The organism is Cupriavidus sp. 05T41 (assembly GCF_056396525.1).
In genome coordinates this window covers 24162-44297 of the sequence record NZ_JBFTLQ010000001.1, presented here as the reverse complement: position 1 = coordinate 44297, position 20136 = coordinate 24162, and the positions used below count along the sequence as shown (strand labels likewise).

At 59.8% G+C, this 20136-nt stretch carries 18 protein-coding genes; 11 read left to right on the top strand and 7 right to left on the bottom strand.

The features are described from left to right. Positions 1 to 724 precede the first annotated feature (724 nt). Positions 725 to 1078: a hypothetical protein gene (locus tag AC1DKV_RS00225; RefSeq protein WP_441614121.1), complete on the top strand. Its 354-nt coding sequence runs from the start codon at positions 725 to 727 to the stop codon at positions 1076 to 1078. Positions 1079 to 1317: 239 nt separating this feature from the next. On the opposite strand, the gene AC1DKV_RS00220 is transcribed toward AC1DKV_RS00225, so the two are convergent. From AC1DKV_RS00220 to AC1DKV_RS00205, 4 genes are all read right to left on the bottom strand, one after another. Beyond that, entirely contained in the window at positions 1318 to 1752 is a 435-nt protein-coding gene (locus tag AC1DKV_RS00220) for a cupin domain-containing protein (protein ID WP_441614120.1), read from the bottom strand. 106 nt (positions 1753 to 1858) lie between these two features. Further along, entirely contained in the window at positions 1859 to 3220 is a 1362-nt protein-coding gene (locus AC1DKV_RS00215) for an MFS transporter (protein WP_441614119.1), read from the bottom strand. 120 nt (positions 3221 to 3340) lie between these two features. After that, the gene (gene kce / locus AC1DKV_RS00210; protein WP_441614118.1) at positions 3341 to 4279 is read right to left on the bottom strand and encodes a 3,5-dioxohexanoate:acetyl-CoA acetone transferase; all 939 of its coding nucleotides are present in this window, start codon (positions 4277 to 4279) and stop codon (positions 3341 to 3343) included. A gap of 28 nt (positions 4280 to 4307) precedes the next feature. Next, positions 4308 to 5222, bottom strand: coding sequence for a 3-hydroxyacyl-CoA dehydrogenase family protein (locus AC1DKV_RS00205; RefSeq protein WP_441614117.1), 915 nt, complete (start codon positions 5220 to 5222; stop codon positions 4308 to 4310). Positions 5223 to 5359: 137 nt separating this feature from the next. Between AC1DKV_RS00205 and AC1DKV_RS00200 the strand changes: the two genes are divergently transcribed. Both AC1DKV_RS00200 and AC1DKV_RS00195 read left to right on the top strand, forming a co-directional pair. After that, the gene (locus tag AC1DKV_RS00200; protein WP_441614116.1) at positions 5360 to 6385 is read left to right on the top strand and encodes an AraC family transcriptional regulator; all 1026 of its coding nucleotides are present in this window, start codon (positions 5360 to 5362) and stop codon (positions 6383 to 6385) included. Positions 6386 to 6752: 367 nt separating this feature from the next. After that, a complete protein-coding gene (locus AC1DKV_RS00195) occupies positions 6753 to 7472 on the top strand; it encodes a tetratricopeptide repeat protein (RefSeq protein WP_441614115.1) in 720 nt (239 codons plus the stop codon). A gap of 316 nt (positions 7473 to 7788) precedes the next feature. Here AC1DKV_RS00195 and AC1DKV_RS00190 read toward each other — a convergent pair whose 3' ends face one another. Both AC1DKV_RS00190 and AC1DKV_RS00185 read right to left on the bottom strand, forming a co-directional pair. After that, positions 7789 to 9993: an OsmC domain/YcaO domain-containing protein gene (locus AC1DKV_RS00190; RefSeq protein ID WP_441614114.1), complete on the bottom strand. Its 2205-nt coding sequence runs from the start codon at positions 9991 to 9993 to the stop codon at positions 7789 to 7791. Positions 9994 to 10352: 359 nt separating this feature from the next. Further along, positions 10353 to 11075, bottom strand: coding sequence for a hypothetical protein (locus AC1DKV_RS00185; protein WP_441614113.1), 723 nt, complete (start codon positions 11073 to 11075; stop codon positions 10353 to 10355). Positions 11076 to 11464: 389 nt separating this feature from the next. On the opposite strand from AC1DKV_RS00185, the gene AC1DKV_RS00180 reads away from it, so the two are divergent. The 4 genes from AC1DKV_RS00180 (at position 11465) to AC1DKV_RS00165 (ending at position 15729) form a co-directional block, all read left to right on the top strand. Beyond that, positions 11465 to 12226, top strand: coding sequence for a hypothetical protein (locus AC1DKV_RS00180; RefSeq protein WP_441614112.1), 762 nt, complete (start codon positions 11465 to 11467; stop codon positions 12224 to 12226). A 1-nt stretch (position 12227) separates the two neighbouring features. Beyond that, complete coding sequence (locus AC1DKV_RS00175; protein WP_441614111.1) at positions 12228 to 13478, top strand: AAA family ATPase; 1251 nt, start codon at positions 12228 to 12230, stop codon at positions 13476 to 13478. Between the two features lie 422 nt (positions 13479 to 13900). After that, positions 13901 to 14554 carry a hypothetical protein gene (locus AC1DKV_RS00170; RefSeq protein ID WP_441614110.1) on the top strand — a complete coding sequence of 218 codons (654 nt, stop codon included), beginning with the start codon at positions 13901 to 13903 and terminating at the stop codon, positions 14552 to 14554. Between the two features lie 5 nt (positions 14555 to 14559). After that, a complete protein-coding gene (locus AC1DKV_RS00165) occupies positions 14560 to 15729 on the top strand; it encodes a hypothetical protein (protein ID WP_441614109.1) in 1170 nt (389 codons plus the stop codon). A 178-nt stretch (positions 15730 to 15907) separates the two neighbouring features. Here the strand turns inward: AC1DKV_RS00165 and AC1DKV_RS00160 are convergent, their stop codons facing one another. Further along, positions 15908 to 16441 (bottom strand): tautomerase family protein, encoded by a 534-nt coding sequence (locus tag AC1DKV_RS00160; protein WP_441614108.1) that lies wholly within the window; start codon positions 16439 to 16441, stop codon positions 15908 to 15910. A gap of 109 nt (positions 16442 to 16550) precedes the next feature. Here AC1DKV_RS00160 and AC1DKV_RS00155 point away from each other — a divergent pair, with 109 nt between their 5' ends. The 4 genes from AC1DKV_RS00155 (at position 16551) to AC1DKV_RS00140 (ending at position 20037) form a co-directional block, all read left to right on the top strand. Beyond that, a complete protein-coding gene (locus AC1DKV_RS00155; RefSeq protein ID WP_441614344.1) occupies positions 16551 to 17591 on the top strand; it encodes a GlxA family transcriptional regulator in 1041 nt (346 codons plus the stop codon). 402 nt (positions 17592 to 17993) lie between these two features. Further along, complete coding sequence (locus AC1DKV_RS00150; RefSeq protein ID WP_441614107.1) at positions 17994 to 18377, top strand: DUF2946 family protein; 384 nt, start codon at positions 17994 to 17996, stop codon at positions 18375 to 18377. Positions 18378 to 18467: 90 nt separating this feature from the next. After that, positions 18468 to 19508 (top strand): transporter, encoded by a 1041-nt coding sequence (locus AC1DKV_RS00145; RefSeq protein WP_441614106.1) that lies wholly within the window; start codon positions 18468 to 18470, stop codon positions 19506 to 19508. Next, positions 19498 to 20037, top strand: a complete 540-nt coding sequence (locus AC1DKV_RS00140; protein ID WP_441614105.1) for a TlpA family protein disulfide reductase — start codon at positions 19498 to 19500, stop codon at positions 20035 to 20037. The genes AC1DKV_RS00145 and AC1DKV_RS00140 overlap by 11 nt, the downstream gene beginning before the upstream one ends. Positions 20038 to 20136: the final 99 nt, after the last annotated feature.

The following is a 20136-nucleotide window of genomic DNA, read 5'->3' as shown; positions in this document are numbered from 1 at the left end:
GCCGACAGACGGCACTGCCGCTCTCGGGCGACAGCGCGTTGCGTACCTAGTCCAGGCGCCTGGCTGCGACCACGAGCGTGTGCAGGTTTTATCGCTTCCTGCTGTGTCAGGCTGCCCCGCGGTGGAGAGGGAGACGGTGAGAGAGGCGGATTGGATTCTGCCGATTGGGCATGGGCGACAGCGGCGACAGCGGCCGCGCCGCCGGCCGCGATGGCGCGTAGCGGAAAACGGGTCATGGCAAACGTGCGGGCCCGCACTGCCCGACATCGGCAGGTGCCGCACAGGGGTTCGTCTGCTGGTGAGCCTGCAGATGCGCGAGCGCATGGACCGCCACCACCGACTGAGCGAACAGCAGGAACAGGACCAGCAGGATCGATAAGCAGCGCTGCCGCATGGGAAGCAAGGAAAGAGGATCAGCACTCTTTGCAACTTTGTTGCAAGTCTGCCACCAACAAACCGGGCAAGCAATCGCTCAGTGGCGAGGTGGCGCTGCGCAGGACTGACGGGGATCGTCAGCTTGTCAGTTGTACTGCCACGACTGCCCCGCAGGTGATCGCGCCTTCTCTTCGCCACGCGTGTCCGTCAACAGGACCGAAGCTGGGACGCAGGTTTTGAATGTGGGTCCACGGCGTCGCGATGGCGGGCCATTCGCTCGTCTATCATGGTTGGCAGGCGCGCCTGTTTGCCGCTGAACCGTGCGGCAACCTATCGAAAGGAGTCTGGCATGAGCACTTGCGATCTGCCGCACCATGCCCACCATCATCACCGGCATGGCATGCACTGCGGCCATACGGCAATCCGGCACAACGGACACATCGATTTTCTGCATGACGGCCATTTGCATCATCCGCATGCGAGCCATGTCGATGAGCACCGGCTAGAAGTCGGTGAGAAAAATCCCGACCGATGCACGCCGGACCACAACTGCGGGGGGCACGAGCCCGGGCATGTCCACGGCCCCGGCTGCGGGCACGAAGCCGTGCCACACGGTGACCACATGGACTACCTGGTCAAGGGCCATCTTCACCATCCACACGGTGACCATTGCGACGATCACGGCCCTGTAGATCTGGCGTAGCGAATGGCGTGGTGTACTGGGTGCCGCTGAGCAGGCGGATGGGGGTGTTGCACACACCCCCCATGGCGACGATATTGGCTGGCATCCGCATCCCGACCCTTCTCGGACAATGACGAGATCATGTCTTCTGGCGGCTTAGGCATTGTGGATTCAACCGGTCAACGCAACGGATTGATGGAATCGTTCAGCCGGTGTATCGAAGTCCAATGTCTTTCGGGGGCGCTCCTACGCGCAACGCGTCAAGCCGCCCGTTGCTTCCATGGCGTTGGCTTCGGTACCGCACAAGGTCCTTCCACCTCAATGCTTGCGAAATCGGCAGGTCCCACTACCTCCAGATACTCCATGTCTTCAGAGTAATCGAAAAGGTAGTGCCTGATTCCCGGCGCCTGATGCACGCAATCACCTGCGGCCACCAGCGTCTCGCGGTCCTCGTACATGAAGCGTGCCCAACCTTTCAGCATGTAGACGATGTGAAACTCTGCCTTATGTACATGCCATCCAGTGCCGTTTTCCGGTGCATTATTCGCCCGCACCAATTGCGCGATCACGCGTCCGTTCGTGGCGGCAGCAATGCCAAGGTCGCGATACACAAAGAAGTCGCGAAGGCCTTCACCCCGGAACGCCGTGTCGGTTGGAAGCACGTGCGAGAAGCGGGTAATCGTTGTGGGTTTCATTACAGATCTCCTTTGCTGGATTCATTTCTGGCCGCCATACGGTGCAGTGAAATATTGGTGCTGCGGGCTGCGTGAAACGCTGCCGTCCTGATGGAAGCGAAAAGGCCTAGTCCGGTTGCGCGGCGCCCACACGCAAGGCGCTCTTGGGCAGTACAAACAGAATGGCGAGACCACCGATGACCATGATGGCAGCGATGACATAGATGCCGTATGACAAGCTTCCGGTCTGCCCCTTGATAAAGCCCAGTAGTGTCGGACTGACGAAGCCGCCAACCACGCCGATGGAACTCACTAGTCCGATTCCCACCGCAGCGGCCTCTTTGCGCAAGTACGTCGGCGGGATGGCCCAGAATGCAATGCCGGCACCGAACTGGAAGAAAGCGCCGAAGCAAAGGACTGCGAGGCTCGCGGCGAGCGAGGACTGAAGCCATGTGGTGGATGCCAGCGCGGCCGCCGCAATGATGAGAGCACCGCCGACGTGCCAACGTCGCTCCTTGAATCGGTCCGAACTGCGCGTCAGCAACAGGACGCCCGCACCAGCGCACACATACGGGATGGCAGAGTACCAGCCGATCTGCGCGACATCGGTGACGCCCAGTCCCTTGATCATCGTTGGCAGCCAGAACGTAAAGGTGTAGTTCGCACAGGCTGTAGCAAAGTAGATCAGCGCGAGCAGCCACACACGAGCATCAAAGAAGGCCTGGCGAAGCTCCGATCCCACTCCACTGTGCGCACTGGCGGCTCCAGATGCATCAGCACCGAGAGCGTTCTGGATAAGATCCTTCTCCGCGGGCGTCAGCCAACCGGCATCCGCAGGCCTGTTCTTCAGCAAAAGGAAGCAGGCGATACCCAGAAATGCCGTGGGCAACCCTTCAAGCAAGAACATCCACTGCCATCCCGCGTAGCCACCGACGCCGTTCATCGACGACATGATCCAGCCAGACACCGGACCACCGATGATTCCCGACACTGGAATGGCGAACATGAACATACCCGTGACGGCCGCACGGCGCGTGCTTGGGTACCAGTAGGTGAGGTACAGGATGATGCCAGGAAAGAAGCCGGCCTCGAAAACGCCCAGCAGGAAACGCACCACGTAGAACTGTGTGGAAGTCGTGACAAACATCGTAGCGGCCGATGTCAGGCCCCACAGCACCATGATCCGCAGAATTGTAAGCCGTGCGCCGATGCGTTCGAGCAGGAGGTTACTCGGAACCTCGAACAGCAGGTAGCTGAGAAAGAAGATGCCCGCTCCGAGGCCATACACGGCATCGGAAAAACCCAGATCTCCCTTCATCTGCAATTGCGCGTAGCCGACGTTGATCCGGTCCAGGAACGCCAGCAGGTATGAGAAGAAAATCAGCGGCAGGATCCGCAGCGTGATTTTTCGATAGACCTGGTCCTCGGACAGCGCGTGCCCGTTGGCATCGGCAGTCAGCCCTACGCTGACATTTGTGGTGGCAGGCATGTTGTCTCCATGTTTTCTAAGAGTAGATGGCGCATTCTTGGCGCGCATGGCAGCGCCCCCCCCCGCCTCGTGGCGGGGCGCGGTGATGCTTGAAATGGGAATTGGATAATCCGAAGCCGCTCAGAATCGGGTCTTGTCCCGACCCTTGAGTTGCAGGAACTCTCGCGCTTCTGCGGGAGTCGCGATCTCAAGGGAGAGTTCCTCGAGGATGCGACGGATCTTTCGGACCTGTTCAGCGTTGGTTTTCGCCATGACACCCTTGCCGAGATAGATGCTGTCCTCCAGTCCCACCCGGACATTGCCGCCCATGATCGCTCCCATCGTGAGCAGCGACATCTGGTGACGGCCCGCGCCGAGGATGGAGAACGCATAGTTCTGCCGGCCAAACAGTCGATCCGCTACCGTGCGCATCGTCGTCAGGTTCTCAGGGTCAGGTCCAATCCCGCCCAAGATCCCGAAGATGGATTGAATGAAGAACGGTGGCTTGATCAGTCCTTCATCGACAAAATAGGCCAGGTTATAAAGATGGCTGACGTCGTAGCACTCCAGTTTGAACCGGGTTCCATGCTCGCCCAGCTCGCGCAGCACGTGGGTGATGTCCTTGAAGGTGTTCCGGAAGATCAGGTCGTCCATCCCCTCAACGTATGGGCGTTCCCACTCATGCTTCCAGTTCGTGATCTTTCTTGCGATCGGATGGATCGAGAAGTTCATCGAACCCATGTTGAGAGAACACATTTCCGGCTTTGCGCGCAGCGGGTAAGCGAGGCGCTCTTCCAGCGTCATCCGCGTACTCCCACCCGTCGTGATATTGATCACGGCATCCGTGGCCTCGGCAATTCGGGGAACGAACTGCTGAAACAGCTCCGGATCTGGCGAAGGCCTTCCGTCGACGGGATCGCGGGCATGAAGGTGCAGAATGGAGGCACCCGCTGCGGCTGCGTCGATCGCCTGCTCCGCGATCTGGTCAGGCGTAATCGGAAGGTACTCCGACATCGTCGGCGTATGCATGGCGCCGGTAACCGCGCAGGTGATGATTACCTTGTTGTTGGCTTTGCTCATAGTGACACCCAAAGTCTCTGGTGGATGGTTAGCGCCCAAGGGCGGTAATCAGATGCATGGCAAGGGCGTTGCGCACTTCATCGGCGGACTCTTGTGTCCAGTCACGCAGACCCTTCCCGGTCCGCATGCCTGAATTTCCCTGCCCGAGCAGATCATCGAGAAGCGGAGAAGGCTCTCGCGAGTTATCGAGGTCGGGAAAGATGAGCTGATGGACGTTTCGGGTGAGTTCCAGGCCTACCAGATCGGCATTCTCCATGGGGCCCAGAACCGGTAGCCGCATGCCGAAACTCTGCTTCACGACGATGTCGATCGTCTTCGCATCACAGACACCCCGGTAGACGAGCGAAATGGCTTCCCTCCACAGCGCATGCTGAAGTCGGTTGCCAATAAATCCTGGTACGTCTTTATGAACTTTTACGGGGCATTTGCCGACTTGTTCCAGGAGGGCGAACGTTTCATTGAAGACATCGTCGGACGTTTCTTCGATCCGGATCACCTCGACCAGCGGCACCAGATGCGGCGGATTCCACCAATGGGTACCTAGCAGTCTTGCCTTGGCCGCATCGCTCAACTCGCGGCCGATCTCGCTAATTGGAATGACGGAGGTATTGCTGGCCAAGATGGCATGGCCGGGCGCTGACGCGGCGATTTCCCGGAACAGGTGCTGCTTCAATTCGATTCGCTCGGGTGCCGCCTCAATCACCAGGTCTGCCTCGGCAACCGCTGCTTTCAGGTCGCGTTCGAGCCGTAGATTGCGAAGAACCGAGAGCGCCTTGCCGCCCATCTGGACCAGATTGTGAGAGATGTGAGCCGGCGCCTTATGGAGCACTTCTTCGTTGGAGTCGGTCAATGTCACGAGGTGATTTGCGGCGGCAAAGACTTGCGCGATGCCATGACCCATCAGGCCGGCACCCACGACGGTCACGTTGAGGCGTTTCTGCACTTACTGTCTCCTAGCTGTTCTCATGTCCTGCGGCAGGTGCCGGGGATCAGGCTGTGCGGTAATACTAGAAAGCAAAGACTTGCCTGGTAAGGTCCCTTTCGGACATATTGATGTCCGAAAGAGACACAGGAGAGATCATGGCGGCTCGCCCCCCACTACTGAACGACCGGATCTACGCGCCGTACAAAATCGAAATGCTGGTAGAGGTGCTGGAACGCCAGGGCCTCTCGGCAGAGGCCTGCCTGCAAGGCAGCGGATTGGCAGTGGCGGACATTCATAGCCCCGAAACGCAAACCTCTGTCCGTCAGTACCTGCAGGTGTGCCAGAACGCCGTGCGTTTGTCGTCAGACCCGGCAACTCCCTTCGAAGTCGGTCTTGCCATGCACCTGTCCGCATATGGGATGTACGGATATGCACTGATGTGCAGCGAAACCGTAAAGGACTTCTTCAACCTGGGCGTGAAGTATCACAAACTCGCCACGCCAACCTTAACCATTCAGTGGCGGGAAGATCCAGACACGGCGGTGTGGGTATTTCCGGATGCCTTCATCACTAGCCCCTCGCCGGAACTGCGGCGGTTCCTGATCGAGCAGCAGTTCGCCCAGCATGTCACCCATCTGAAGGACATTGCCGGCGCCGGATGCCTTCCGGTCGAGGCCCGATTTTCCTATCCCGCACCGGCTCATGCGGGCCTCTATGCGACCTATTTCAAATGCACTTGCTTGTTCAACCAGGAGCAATGCGAACTCGACTATCCCCGCGCAATCCTTGACGGAAGGCCGCAGCTTGCGCACAGGCTGACCTCGACGCTGCTCCAGGATACATGCGACCGCCTGATAGGCCAGGCGAAGACTTCCACGGGAACCGCCGGCGAGATCTATCAGTTGATGATGCGCACACCCGGCCAGTTTCCATCAATGGATGAAGCCGCTGCCGCGCTACACATGACCACGCGGACATTGAGGCGTCATCTCCTTGCCGAGGGGGTATCGTTCGTTGAAATAGCCGACGACGTAAAGTGCTCATTGGCCACGGAGTATTTGCGAACAACCGAATTAAGCATCGACGACATCGCGGTACTCACTGGCTTTACCGATCCCGCGAATTTTCGAAGAGCTTTCAAGCGATGGACGGGAAAGAACCCCGGGGAATTCCGTGCGTAGTACGGAAGCTGACAACGCCGCGACTAGCGAGTGGAAGCGTCATCAAGTTCCTGGTAACTCAGTTTGACCCGACAGCGGTGTGCGTCCGTTGGGTCGCCGCAACATACCCCACTTCAGAAGCAACATCCCCCCGTTCTGGTGATGGTAGCTTGCAGTCCGCAGAAGGATTGCAATGCGCAACCATGAGCCTGGAGCGCAATCCGTGCGAAACGAGATTCCAGCCGTCCCGATCTGGCGGTATGGTCATTGCAGGCAACGAGGCGATCGAGAAGCACTTTTTGCACCCGCCATCTGCCCTGACCCAGCGACTCTCTCATTCCGCATGCGATCCAAATGGATAAATAACGGTAATAAGGGGAGATACGCCATGAAGCTGGTACGGGTACTACTGACGACCGCAGCGCTGCTGCTCTCGGTCTCATGTCTGGCGCAGGAGGCAAGCACGCCTTCAGCGCTCGATACCGAAGCTGCACGACTGCTACAGGAGGGTTCGCGACTGGCCATCGCGGGCAAGCGAGCAGAAGCGATCGAGGACTTCGACAAGGTAAGCGCCATGTATGAGAGCGCGCTCCAAGGCAGCAAGGTTAAGCTGTTTAGTGCCAGATTCCAGCCCGAGGCATTGTTTTACCTCGTGGAAGCATCCAATGCCAAGACGCCGGCCAGGGTTGTCTCCGGCAATTGGGCCTACGCGTATTACATGAAAGGCTACGTGCTGGTCGAGCTTGGCCGGCTCGCGGATGCCAAGGTCTCGCTGCAACAGGCCATTGATCTGGCTCCGCACAATTCCCAATTTCTTGCGGAACTGGCGAGTGTGTATCAACGCGAAAAGGACTGGTCTCTGGCGATGAAGACCTTCCAGGCTGCCGAAACGCAAGCGCGTGAATTTTCTCCACCGGCGCTGAAAAACGCTGAGCTTTCGCGGGCATGGCGCGGCCAGGGATATGTCTACGTAGAACAGCACCAACTCGCTGAGGCCGAGGCCCTGTATCGCAAATGCCTCGAATTGGATGCTTCCGATACCAGGGCCGCAAACGAGCTCCGTTTCATTCAGGCCCAGCGGGCGAAACAGGACAACCGGGCTCAGTGAGTGCCGGTGCGGCGCGACGGCGACCACGTTCGGCTAGCGAATTCGATGTGGTGACCAGAATCTCGAGTGTCCGCATCGGCCGACGAACCGACTAGTGCCGTCGATGCGCGAATGTCCGTTGTTTAAGTTGAAACGACGCCCGGGCGTTCGAATGGACCGGCGGGCCGACGGCCGTAGCCAATCTCGGGCGGATGACCCGCCGAGGAACTGCGACTGTCCCTGCCTGCCCTGAGCGGCCTCTGAGCTTTCTCGAAAGCGGACACTGAAGGCGAGTGCTTCCCGATGGAGGCCTTCCCCGCCTTCTTGATCCTTAGCCTTAACTGGCTATAGCCGCCACATTTGCCCGCGCCGAGTGCAATTTCTTGTAGCTGTCGATCAAGCGGTGGTGCCTGTCGAGCCCCTCCAACTTCATGCTGGTTGGCGTCAAACCAAAGAAACGCACGCTGCCGTCCACTGAACCCAGCGCCGCGTCCATCCGCGCATTGCCATACATCCGGCGGAAGTTGACCGCGTAGTCGTCCAGGTTCAGATCGTCATCCAACTGCACTTCCAGCACCACATTCAAGGCCTGGTAAAACAGTCCGCGCTCGACCGTGTTGTCGTTGTACTGCAAGAAGGCGCCCACCAGCTCGTGCGCCGCCTCAAATTGCTGCAAGGCGAGATTGATGAGCAGCTTCAACTCCAACACTGTCAGCTGCCCCCAATCCGTATTCTCGTCAAACTCGATGCCGATCAGCGTGGCGATGTCGGCGTATTCATCGAGCTCACTGTTATCCAGACGCTCAAGCAGGGCCTCCAGGCTTGCGTCGTCCAGGCGATGCAAGTTCAAGATATCTGCGCGGAACGACAGTGCCTTGTTGGTGTTATCCCAGATCAGATCTTCTACAGGATAAACTTCCGAATAGCCCGGAACCAAAATCCGGCAAGCAATGGCGCCTAGCTGGTCATACACAGCCATGTACACCTCTTTACCCATGTCCTCAAGAATGCCGAGCAAGGTTGCTGCTTCCTCGACATTGGAGTTCTCGCCTTGGCCAGAAAAATCCCACTCGACAAAATCGAAATCCGCCTTGGCGCTGAAAAAGCGCCACGACACCACGCCGCTGGAATCAATGAAGTGTTCGACAAAATTGTTCGGCTCCGTCACGGCGTTACTGACAAAGGTGGGCTGCGGTAAATCGTTCAGGCCTTCAAAACTGCGACCCTGCAGCAACTCTGTCAGACTCCGTTCCAGCGCCACCTCGAAACTTGGGTGCGCGCCGAACGAAGCAAAGACACCGCCAGTTCGTGGGTTCATCAAGGTGACGCACATCACCGGATAAATTCCACCCAACGAAGCATCCTTCACCAATATCGGAAAACCTTGCTCTTCCAGCCCCTGAATGCCTGCCCGAATGCCAGGGTATTTCGCCAGCACTTCCTGGGGCACATCGGGCAGTGCCATTTCGCCCTCCAGAATTTCGCGCTTTACCGCCCGCTCGAAAATCTCGGACAAGCATTGCACTTGCGCTTCGGCCAGTGTATTACCGGCACTCATGCCATTGCTGGCGTAGAGGTTTTCGATCAGATTGGAGGGAAAATACACCACTTCGCCGTCCGACTGCCGTACAAACGGCAGCGAACAGATACCGCGCTGCACATTCCCCGAGTTGGTTTCGTACAGGTGCGAGCCACGTAATTCGCCATCCGGATTGTAAATGGGCAGGCAGTATTCATCGAGAATTCCAGCCGGTAGCGCATCTTTGCGTCCAGGCTTGAACCAGCGCTCGTTCGGGTAATGTAAAAACGCCGCATTGGCGAGGTCTTCGCCCCAAAACGTACCGACATAAAAATGGTTGCAATTCAGGCGCTCGATAAATTCCCCCAACGCCGACGCCAGCGCGCTTTCCTTGGTCGATCCCTTGCCATTTGTAAAACACATTGACGAGTGTGCGTCACGGATATGCAGCGACCAGACATTGGGAACGATATTGCGCCATGAAGCGACTTCAATCTTCATCCCCAAGTCCGCCAAAATGCCAGACATATTGGCGATGGTTTGCTCCAATGGCAGATCCTTGCCCGCAATATAGGTGCCGGCGTCAGACGCCGGCTTCAAGGTCAGCAACGACTGAGCATCGGCATCCAGGCTCTCTACCTCTTCGATCACAAACTCGGGTCCGGCTTGCACCACTTTTTTTACCGTACAGCGATCGATGGAGCGCAAAATACCCTGGCGGTCTTTGGCAGAAATATCCGCGGGCAACTCGACTTGAATCTTGAAAATCTGCTGATATCGATTTTCCGGATCGACGATATTATTCTGCGACAAGCGGATATTATCGGTCGGAATGTTGCGATTTGCGCAGTACAACTTGACAAAGTAAGCCGCACATAATGCCGACGAGGCCAGGAAATAATCGAACGGGCCAGGTGCAGAGCCATCGCCCTTATAGCGGATCGGCTGGTCGGCTACCACCGTGAAGTCATCGAACTTGGCTTCAAGACGTAGCTTATCGAGAAAGTTGACCTTAATTTCCATGGGGGAATTCCAAAAATCCTGCTCAAAATGATGCGACCGCTATTATCCGACGCCGCGCTGGCGCATTGTAATATATCGGTGCTTTCTACAGGCGCCGTCGCATACGGATAATTTGACAAGTGAGCGCCAATTGCGCAGGACGTGGCTGGAACTTCACGCCATGGCGATATCCAGGGCAGCGAGTTGTCAAAGACCTATCGCAGGCTGCGTAGCGTACTGACCACTTGGAGGTGCCTTATTAGTCGTCGGGACGGAATGTGATGATGAAGCGGTCCCGCACCCGAGCCGACCGCACTGTCCGCGCCGCCTGCCAGCGCCTCGTCGCGGTCATTCGAACATTCGTAGGACGGAACAGCTGACTAGCAATCGGGCTGTATTCCGTAGAAGGTATAAAACTCCGCGATCGGGGCTTCGACGGCGAGCGCCTGCAGTGGGAAGGTGAGTGCCAAGTCTCGAACATTCGTCAGATTCAAGAGCCGTCTCTTGAAATCCTGCACAACGCCGAGTCTGAGCGAGCCATCGCGGTGGAGAAATTGTCCCCATAGCGATACGTGGCGATACCGCGGTTCTGCAACCCTGGCGCTCGCGACGTACGCCGCGGGAAAGCACCGCTGGTATGCAGGGAGGTTATAGAGCCACGAGGTGCCCACGACTCGTGTCACTTGTTGCCTGTTGCGCTTGACGTCACCGAAGAGTGACCGGAGTTCAGCAAGCCGTGCAGGCATGCGCTCCATGCTCAAAGGAGATGCCGTGGTGGATTCCGCATTCTGGAAATGAATTCGCACACATTCCGCGTCCTGCATCGCGTATGAAAAACAGCCAGCGGCCGCTGCAGTTCGGGAATCCTCACCTTGCGTGAGATAGAAACGATACGTCCATTCGCCAATATCCGATGTCCGGGTCAGTCCATCGACGTACTGACGCCAAATGGGATGACGCTGGTCAAAATCCCTGCCTAGCCCAAACCGAATGTAGAAGTTCGTGTAGTCGAGCAATGCTCGTTCGACGGGCATGTCGACAAGACCCGCAACTGCCCGGGCAAAATCAAGCTGCAACTCGAAAAAATCCCTGCTGTAAGCCATTGGCGCCGCCTCCCTAGAGCGTGGCAAGAGCGATGGCGACGGCTCGCATGTTTTCCTTGAAGCTTCGTTTTTTTGGCGATTGGTTTCGCATTAGACCTACAGGGAAATACGGCATTAATTTCCGGAAATGGTTACCAAAAGACCTCGTAATGTCTCTTGTGAAAGACAGGCAAATGAGGCGTGAATGTTGTTGGATTTGTGGAAACTGGCAAATGTCGCTTTATGGCCGGACTGGGGCGTCGAATCATTGGCCTTCCCCGGAAATCGGCGATGAATCTCTATTTTTGCTTGCCTTGAGCGGGCAGCGTAAGCCAATATCTTGAGTTCCAAGTATCATGGGGATTTGTTCGGCGTAGCTCCTCAAGACCACCAAGAAGAACAAACACCTGATGGACAACGACGTTCCACTCGACCCGCCGCGTCTGAGCGCGCGCAGCGAGCCTTTGCCGACGAGGTTGCCGCGCACGCTAGCCTCCGCGACACTTCTTGCCGCGCTGGTCATGATGGCTGCACTGGCCGGCTCGGGGCAGTTCGGGCGCTTGTCCCCGGCCTTCCTTCTGCACGACGTGGATCATCTCTCATCCGCGCAGCAGCAAGCAAGACTCGAGGCCTTCAACGCCGTCACCGCCTTGCCGGTCGCTGCCGTCGAACCAAAGGATGAAGAGACTGCCCTTGCAGGAATGCGGCTCAGCGCGATCGCGCGCGAAGCACTGACAGCCGACCTGCATGAGCGCCCGATTGAAGCGGCTGCGGCTTCGCCGAAGCCCGCCACCGGCACAGGCTCGTCCGTCACGCCACAGGCGCAGGGGCCCGAGACCGTCCCTCACCCTGCTCCGGTCAGCACCGTGCGGCCAGTCGCTCCGGCCAGGCACCCAACCCGGCTGATCTGGCTGACGCTGTGGGACACCGACGATGAGGATGGCGACGTCGTACGCATCCAGAGCCAGGGATACTCCCGGGTGGTCACCCTGACGCGCCAGCCAATGACGTTCGCGGTTCCTGCTGCGTCGTCCGGGGTCGTCAATATCGCCGGAATGCGCGACGGGGAAGGCGGTGGCATCACGGTCGGCGTGGCTTCCGGCGCCTCGCGCGTGACATTACCAATCATGAGCGTTGGGCAGACTATCGGCCTGCGCACCCAGGCTCCGTAAGATGGTCCGACTGCTGAACGCCGCCAGCCGCGTGCTCCCCCTGGCTTTTGTCGCGATCGCGTTGATCGCCATCGCCCAATTCTGGATAGAACATGGGCCTTCGGGAGCGGTCATGCACGACGGCCTGCAGGATGCTTTGCACCGGCTGCGCGAAGTGGCCTGGTATCTTTTTGCTGTGGCCTTCGGGCTATGGTTCTTCGTCTTTGCCGGACTAATTCATGAGCGCACGCGGACCTTGTCCGCCAGTGGCAATCGGGGGGGATGGGTAATGGATGTTCTGGATCGCTTGACCAACAAGCGTGTGCTTGAGGAAAAACTCGCGGCCGATGCCGAATCGGTCTTTATCGATGCGAACCAGCTCGCCGAGGCACTGAAAGGCAAGGTCATCGGACAGGATGCCGTGTGCGACGACATGGCAATGCAGATACGCAGGCGCCTCGCGCTGAAGCAGCGCGGCAAGCCGGTGGGTGTTTTCTTGCTCGCCGGACCGCCCGGAACGGGTAAAACCTATCTGGCCAAGCGCCTGGCCAGCGAGTTGCAACGTGCCTTGATGCACCTGGACATGACGCAGTTCTCGAAGGGCGGCTTCGCTGCCACCTCGCTGTTCGGTTCATCCAAGGGGTACGCCGGTTCGGACACCTATGGCAAGCTCACAGCCGCCTTGCGTGATGTACCCAACTCGGTCGTGCTGCTCGATGAGTTCGAAAAAGCGCATGCGGAAGTCCACAAGAACTTCCTGACTGCCTGGAACGACGGCTTTGTAACGGAAGCGTCTGACGGCAAGCAGATCCCGACCACGCAAGCCATCTTCATCCTGACTACCAATGCGGCGACCGATGCGCTCCAGGAACTGAGCAAACGCTTCGAGAATGATGCCGATGGCATGCGCCAGGCTGCCACCAACGCATTGCGTGAGGCTGGCATTGCGCCCGAAGTGCTCAACCGCATCGACCGCATCTTCGTGTTCAAGCCGCTCTCCGGAATGGATGTGGCGCGGGTAACGGCACTCGAAATCGAGGCGATGATTCAGAGCTACGGCCTCGAGATCGTGGACGGCGGCATCGCCCCGGAAGTGCTGATCGCACTGATGCAACGGCAGGCGCGGCTTGGCGGTGGCGCGTCGTCGCGGGATCTGGTGCGGGCAGCCGAGGAATCCATTGCCGACACCCTGATCGAAGCGCGACAGAAGGGCCATAGCCGTATTGCGCTGATTGCCGAAGACAAGCGCATTGTTGCCAAGCCCGTCTCGTGATGACCGCAAACGTTTCCTGGTCCGGTGCCTGGCGCAGGCTGTGGGCACGCGCTCCAATATGGCGTAGCGCCGTGTTGCTGGCGACGGTCGCCACCGTGCTGTTCGTTTGCCTCGGGCGGAATCCACCGCACCTGCGCGGTTCCACTTCAGAGGACCTGCAGGCCACGGCCTCCTACACGGCTCAACCCCGACCGCAGACCGAGCCGGCCCCACCGCCCGCCATTCCTGCGGGAGATCTCCCCCGTGCAGCGATGCCAGCACCACCGGAGGTGCCAGTCGCACATCCCAGAAAGCAGGAGGCCGCGCGCATCCAGCAGCCCGCGCCTGCCGCGCCGCGCGAGGTACCACTTGCACTGTCACGCCCGGCCGGCTCGGCTTACTCCGATCCGGTGCAAGGCGCGTCCCCTGGTGCCAAGGCTCCAATGGGCAAGACTTTCCGCGATATGTTCGAAGTTGGCGGGCACCGACTACCGTTGCCTCCCGGTACGTGGACGGTGCTATCTGATATCCGCGGCAACCGTCCAGATCAGACGATCGCGACCTATTTCCTTGGTCGCATCGAACATCAGCGACTCGCCGGCGCGCTGATAGTCCAGTCAGTCGTGGCGAAGACCTCACCAGCGACGGGGTTCCCGGTGGCGCGCTCCTGCGATGACGGTAATGCGCTCTACGTGGTCAACGAATCGAACGAACCCAATGGCAGTCAGTCTTGCTGGCTGATGCACAACATCTTCACGCCGCCGTGGACCCATTGGGACGACCGAAGCGTGCGCATTGGCCAGGCTGAACGCGCCGCTGCAGGCGAGATGTCCGTGCGCGGGATCTCCTATCCGCAGGATTTCGTAGTGGTCGAGTTCCATCGCGCCGAGAAGGCAGACCTGCTGCATGTGGCGTACCTGTTTAGTCCGGAGCAGGAACACATCAACACATCGCCGGCGAGTACGTTCCGCGATTCTGACTGGTATGGCCCGAATGTCGCGCGTGACGCCGCCAGGGTTGCCTATGTCGGGCGCCTGCGGGACTGGGGAGCAAATTGGTGGAACAGATACAAGCAAGCCTTCGCGTCAGTCGGGTAGGCCTGATGCCATTCGCCCTTGACTGGAGATGGCCGACCGTCCCGGCGCTGATGGCGGGGCTGGCCGCCCTCACGATAACAACCGTCGTGCGAGCCGATCCGCCGTCTCTCCCGCCCGGCGAAAAATTGCTGTTCCAGCCGGGCTTGCCGGCAGGCTGGCGTGGAATCCCCTCGCCAGCCAGGATGGCCGCCGAGGCACCGTCACAGGTCACGACCGAGCGTTTCGTACCGGAGAACCCGTGGCAAGCCGACTGGGAAGAACTGCTCGCAGTGACCATCTTTCTTGGCCAACGGCTGGATCCGGCCAGTGCGCTCGAGCTGGAGCGCAAACCAAAGAGCCAGCACAAGACTAGCCGCTGCCAGGCGGTGCCGCAGATGATGTACAGCGATACCGAAGCGGCGAACGGTTACCCTGCCGCCACTGATGTCGTGTTCTGTCCCGATGATGGTAACGGGAAGGCGTATCTGTCGATTGGCAAGTTCATTGCCGGCACCGTCAACTATTACGCGCTACATCGTACCTGGACATTCCCCGCCACGAGCAGCATCCCGGTTCCGACGGACGAGCAGCGCCGCTGGGTCAACATCATGACGGGGGCCATTGTTTGCGACAACCAGGCAGCCTCGAGTCCCTGCAAGATTCGTCCCGGCATCAGCTACATGGCCATCACGCCGCGCCAGGTTGCAGCCACATCGCCGGCAACAGAGCACATCATGGCGGCGCTGGCCAAGAGCCATTCCGCAGCATCGGCACAACTGGGGGATCAATCGCCCACGTTGCCGCAGCCTGGTCCGGTGCAGGCAACCAGCCTGTATGGCGTCCCGCTCAGCCAGGCGACGCGTACATCGCTACGGCGAGCCATCCAGGGAAGTGGCCTGATGAAAGCCATCAAGCTGGATCTCATTGATAGCGTCGACAGCTACACCCCCATCCCGTCCACGGCCGATGCCAGGCAGCTCGATGTCCATTACGCACCGGATGGACGGTTTAGCCAGGCCGAGTACCTGTTCAAGCCCGACGTTGGAATCGACAAACTCGGCGAGAGGATGAAGTCCAGATTCGGGCCACCGGCTGCCACTGCGGGGGACACACTGCGCTGGATGCCAGCGCCGACACTGACAATCGAATTGCGGCAGGGGGCGGGCGGTGCGGTGTTGGCATACAAGCGCGACTAGAGCGTGTTATGCATTTTTCGTCACGGCTCATGTCATAGGGAGATGACGAAACGCAGACCCTACCCAACGGACGTGTCGGACGAGGAATGGAGCTTTGTAGGTTCTCCTTCGGTTCTTTGAACGTTGGCAGCGGGCGCGGGCATCCGCTCGCGCACCGCCAGCACGACATGTGACGCTGTTATGACCTGGCACTTCCAGCGCTAATGGCATCAACGGCGGCTTCCAGCGTGATGCGTGCTTTTTCGCGCCGTCTGCGCGCGAGTCGCTCCTCGCCGGCGCTGCGTTCGGACTCACCGGCCAGTAGCGCATGAATGGCGGGCAGCCTGAGGATGACGCCGCGACTGCCCCAGGTACCGTCCGGAATTTCTGTCGGAAAGACCCATACCCGCGATACGACCTCGTCGAACGGTCGGCCCTCGGCACGGGCGACCGCTTCCGTGATCGCTTTAACCAGTGCGCTACGCGACTCATCGGTGTACTGCCCCTCGGGCGCCGAAGGAATAATCCGGTAGCGCACTGCCTTCGAGCGCTCTCCTCCGACGAATACCGCGGCCGGTCGATGCAGATGGAATACCGATACGGCTTGCGCAACCGGATTGCCCGGGTCGTACCCTTCGGCTTTGATCAGGATGTCAGTCAGTTCTTTAACCAGGCGTGCTTCCGCTTCAGGCGTCAAGGCATCTTCCGGCCACAGTGCGTCGATCATTGGCATGGTGTCACTCCTTCTTCAGGTGTTTCGGTTCGCTGATCATCGGCCTTTACGGGCAGACCTGGAAGTGGCAGTATTGCCATCATCCGAGGAATATCAGACACATACGCAAATGATCACGATCCGGATCTGGGTCTATGACGGCATCCTGGCATCGGGCGTTGCGGGACCCATCGACGTCCTCAATGCCGCCAACCACCTGAGTGCACGGGAAGCCGCACATAGTCGCCATCCTTCCCCCAAGTTCACCTGGCGCGTGGAGTCGCTGGACGGAGGACCGGTCAAGGCCGCATCGGGCCAGAGCATTGCCGTGGACGGGAAAATCGATCCCCGCAAGCGTTCGGACGCCATTCTGGTAACGGCCCCTTTCTTCTCCAACATGGAAGAATTCATCGGCCGCCACAAGCAGTTGAACGCGCTGACCTCCGCGCTACGGAGCCAAAGCGAGGCGGGCGCCGTGCTGGCCACATACTGCACCGGCAACTACCTGCTTGCCGAGGCGGGCTTGCTGGACGGCCGGGTCGCCACGACACACTGGGCCACTGCGGCGGACTTCGCCCGACGCTATCCGCGCGTCGAGCTTCGGGCCTCGGAGATCCTGATCGCGCAAGATCGCATCATCTCGGGCGGCTCCGTGACGTCGTATCTCAACCTCGCCGTGCGGCTGGTCGAAACGTTCGCGGGCGAGACGCTTGCCGCGAGGACCGCCAAGTCACTATTGATCGACATGAACCGGACTTCTCAAGCGTCTTATGCGAAGCTTCTCGACGACCACGGTCATGCCGATCCGCTCGTCGCACGAGCGCAACAGCGTATGGAGGCGACACTTCAGCAGGGGTTTCGGCTGAGCGAGCTCGCCGAGTGGCTCGCTGTCAGCGAACGGACGCTTAACCGGCGTTTCAAGCTGGCAGTAGGCCTGGCACCATTGGCGTATCTGCAGAACCTGCGCATCGAAGTAGCCAAACAGTTGCTGGAATCAAGGCCCATTGGCCTTGAGATGGTCAGTCAACGCGTCGGCTATGGAGACCTCAGCACGTTCCGGCAACTGTTCAAGCGCAAGACCGGCCTTTCGCCGAGCGAATATCAAATGCGATTCGCGCGCACTTCGATCACGGACGAGACAGAAAGCAAGTCGCACAGCCCTCCCGATTAGCAATCCGCAACGCCGCAAAGGCGGAATGCCGCGGAACCGATCCAACAAGCGGTTGATTGCGCAAATGGATGCACAGCTTTGTGTTGTTCGAGCGATGCGGTGAACTCCGCCGAAACAGGGGTGGCGCAATACACCGCGCCCGGTCAATGCCGACCGGCGACGGGCGACGTCGTGCTGGCTTCCTGGAAGAGAGTGGCGTAGCGTACGGAATGCGGGGAGATGCGGCGTAAGCTGGAAATATGAATGGACAGGGGCCGTTTGCGATGACTTCCGGCGCAAATGCCGATCCGGCGGCAGTGGGTGCGACTCGGTGTCCCCCCCGGTCTAGCTGAATCAAGCCCAAAGCGTCCTTTCAGGCGACGGCTCGCCACGATAATCAGCCCCCCATTTACACGAAGCAACATGTCCTTCACCCATCGGCTCGTCTTCTGGCTCGCGCTGCTGGGCATGGCGCTGCACGCGCCATTGCTGCCGATGACCCACGGGCAATCGGCCGAGGCAATGCTAGATCACTCGATCTGCAGCGCAAGCGGCATAAGCGTGGTCTCAGTGGCCGATCAAACGCCCCTCGGTCAGGGCGCCCCCGGCAACCACCAAAGCCTCGGCGATTCCCTCTGCTGCCTGGTCTGCGCGGATCTCGGCAACACTAATGCGATACCGCACGCGCCGTTTGTCTTTCAGCCTCGCCTCAGCCAGCCTGGCCTTGTGCGGCCGGTGTTACAGCGCAATGCCTATCGGCCTCCGAGCATTCTCCTCGCGACGGCCCGAGCGCCGCCTTTGGCATGATCGGCTTCGCCTGATCGCCCGCGCGCTGCACGGGCGCGCGCCCATGCCACGGGCGGACTACCGGTCCGCCCCCGTATTGCCCTGAACACCATGAATCCGATCCTTCGCGCCGGCACCGCAGGTGCCGCATTGCTGCTTCCCTCGTTTGCGTTCGGCTGCGCCACCTGCGGCTGCTCACTCAGCGCCGATGCCGCCATGGGCTACTCCACAATGCCAGGCTGGCGCATCAGCTTCGATTACAGCTTCATCAACCAGAACCAGCTGCGCCATGGGACAGGATCCGTCCCCGCCACGCAGGCTGCCGCAATCAACGACGCTGGCGGCAGCCAGGAGGTGGAGAAGCAGACAATCAACCGTTACTACAACCTGGGCCTGAGCTACAGCCCGAATAGCAGCTGGAGCTTTAGCACGATCGTCCCCATCATCGACCGCAGCCACACCACGTACGGCAACGCGACTTCCGACCAGCTCACGCCGGACAACGTGAGCGGTGTGACGGCCAGCGGCCTGGGCGATATCAAGCTCATCGGCACCTACCAGGGCTTCCTGCCCACCCGAAACCTTGGTGTGCAACTTGGCGTGAAGCTGCCCACGGGCGCCTACGGCAGCCAGAATGTCGTCACCGGCGCCACCGTGGGCCGCCCGGTGTTCTTCTCCTCAGGCCCGAATGCGGCTGCGGGCCAGGCGCTCGACGCCAGCCTGCAACCCGGTACCGGCAGCACCGACCTGATCCTTGGCGCGTACTATTACCAGCCGGTCAGCCAGAATTTCGACGCCTTCATCAATGGCCAATTCCAGGCGGCGGTGATGCAACGGCTGCACGACGTCAATGCGGACTATCGTCCCGGCAATCTCCTGACCGTGAGCACCGGCGTGCGCTACGTAGTCAAGCCAAAGGTGGTGCCCCAGCTACAGTTCAATTTCACGCACAAGAGCTCAGACCAGGGCGCACTTGGCGACACCATCAGTACAGGCGGTAGCGTGCTCTACCTGAGCCCCGGGGTCACCGTCGCCGTGAGCGAGCACGTGCACATGTACGCCTTTCTGCAGAAGGCAATCTATAGCAATCTTCAGGGGTACCAACTCTTTCCTCGCTGGACTGGCAACCTCGGGGTGTCCTATGCGTTCTGATCTCTCGTCTCGTCGCGACTGGATCCGCAAGGCCGCCGCGCTTGCCTGCGGACCTTCTCTTGCTGGCTGGCACACATCGGCGCGCGCGGAGAGCCTGGCGGTGGGGCGGCCGGCGCCACCGCTGGTGCTGCGCACGCTCGACGGGCGCAACATCGATACGCGGGACCTGCATGGCCAGGTAGTAGTACTCACGTTCTGGGCAACGTGGTGCGGCCCGTGCCACACAGAGCTTCCTGTCTTGTCGACCTATGCGACGGCTCACGCCCGGGAAGGACTCACCGTGCTCGGCTTCAGCCTGGACACGCCAGACTCGCTCGCCGACGTACGCAAGATGGCTGCCAGCCTCGCCTTTCCGGTAGGACTGCTGGGTAGTGCCTACGCGGGCGGCTACGGCCGGGTCTGGCGTCTTCCGGTGAACTTCACCATCGACCGCGCGGGGATCCTCGCCGATAACGGCTGGGATGATGCCAGCCCGGCCTGGACAGCCGAGCGGCTGGAGCAGGTCGTCACGCCTTTGCTGAAGCGGTAACTGGACAGCGCCTTGGGCGACATGCACTGCGGGCGGCGTTCCTGGTCATCCCGATGCGCGGCCGGTCAGACTTCCACAGGAGTGCCCCTCCAGAACGTG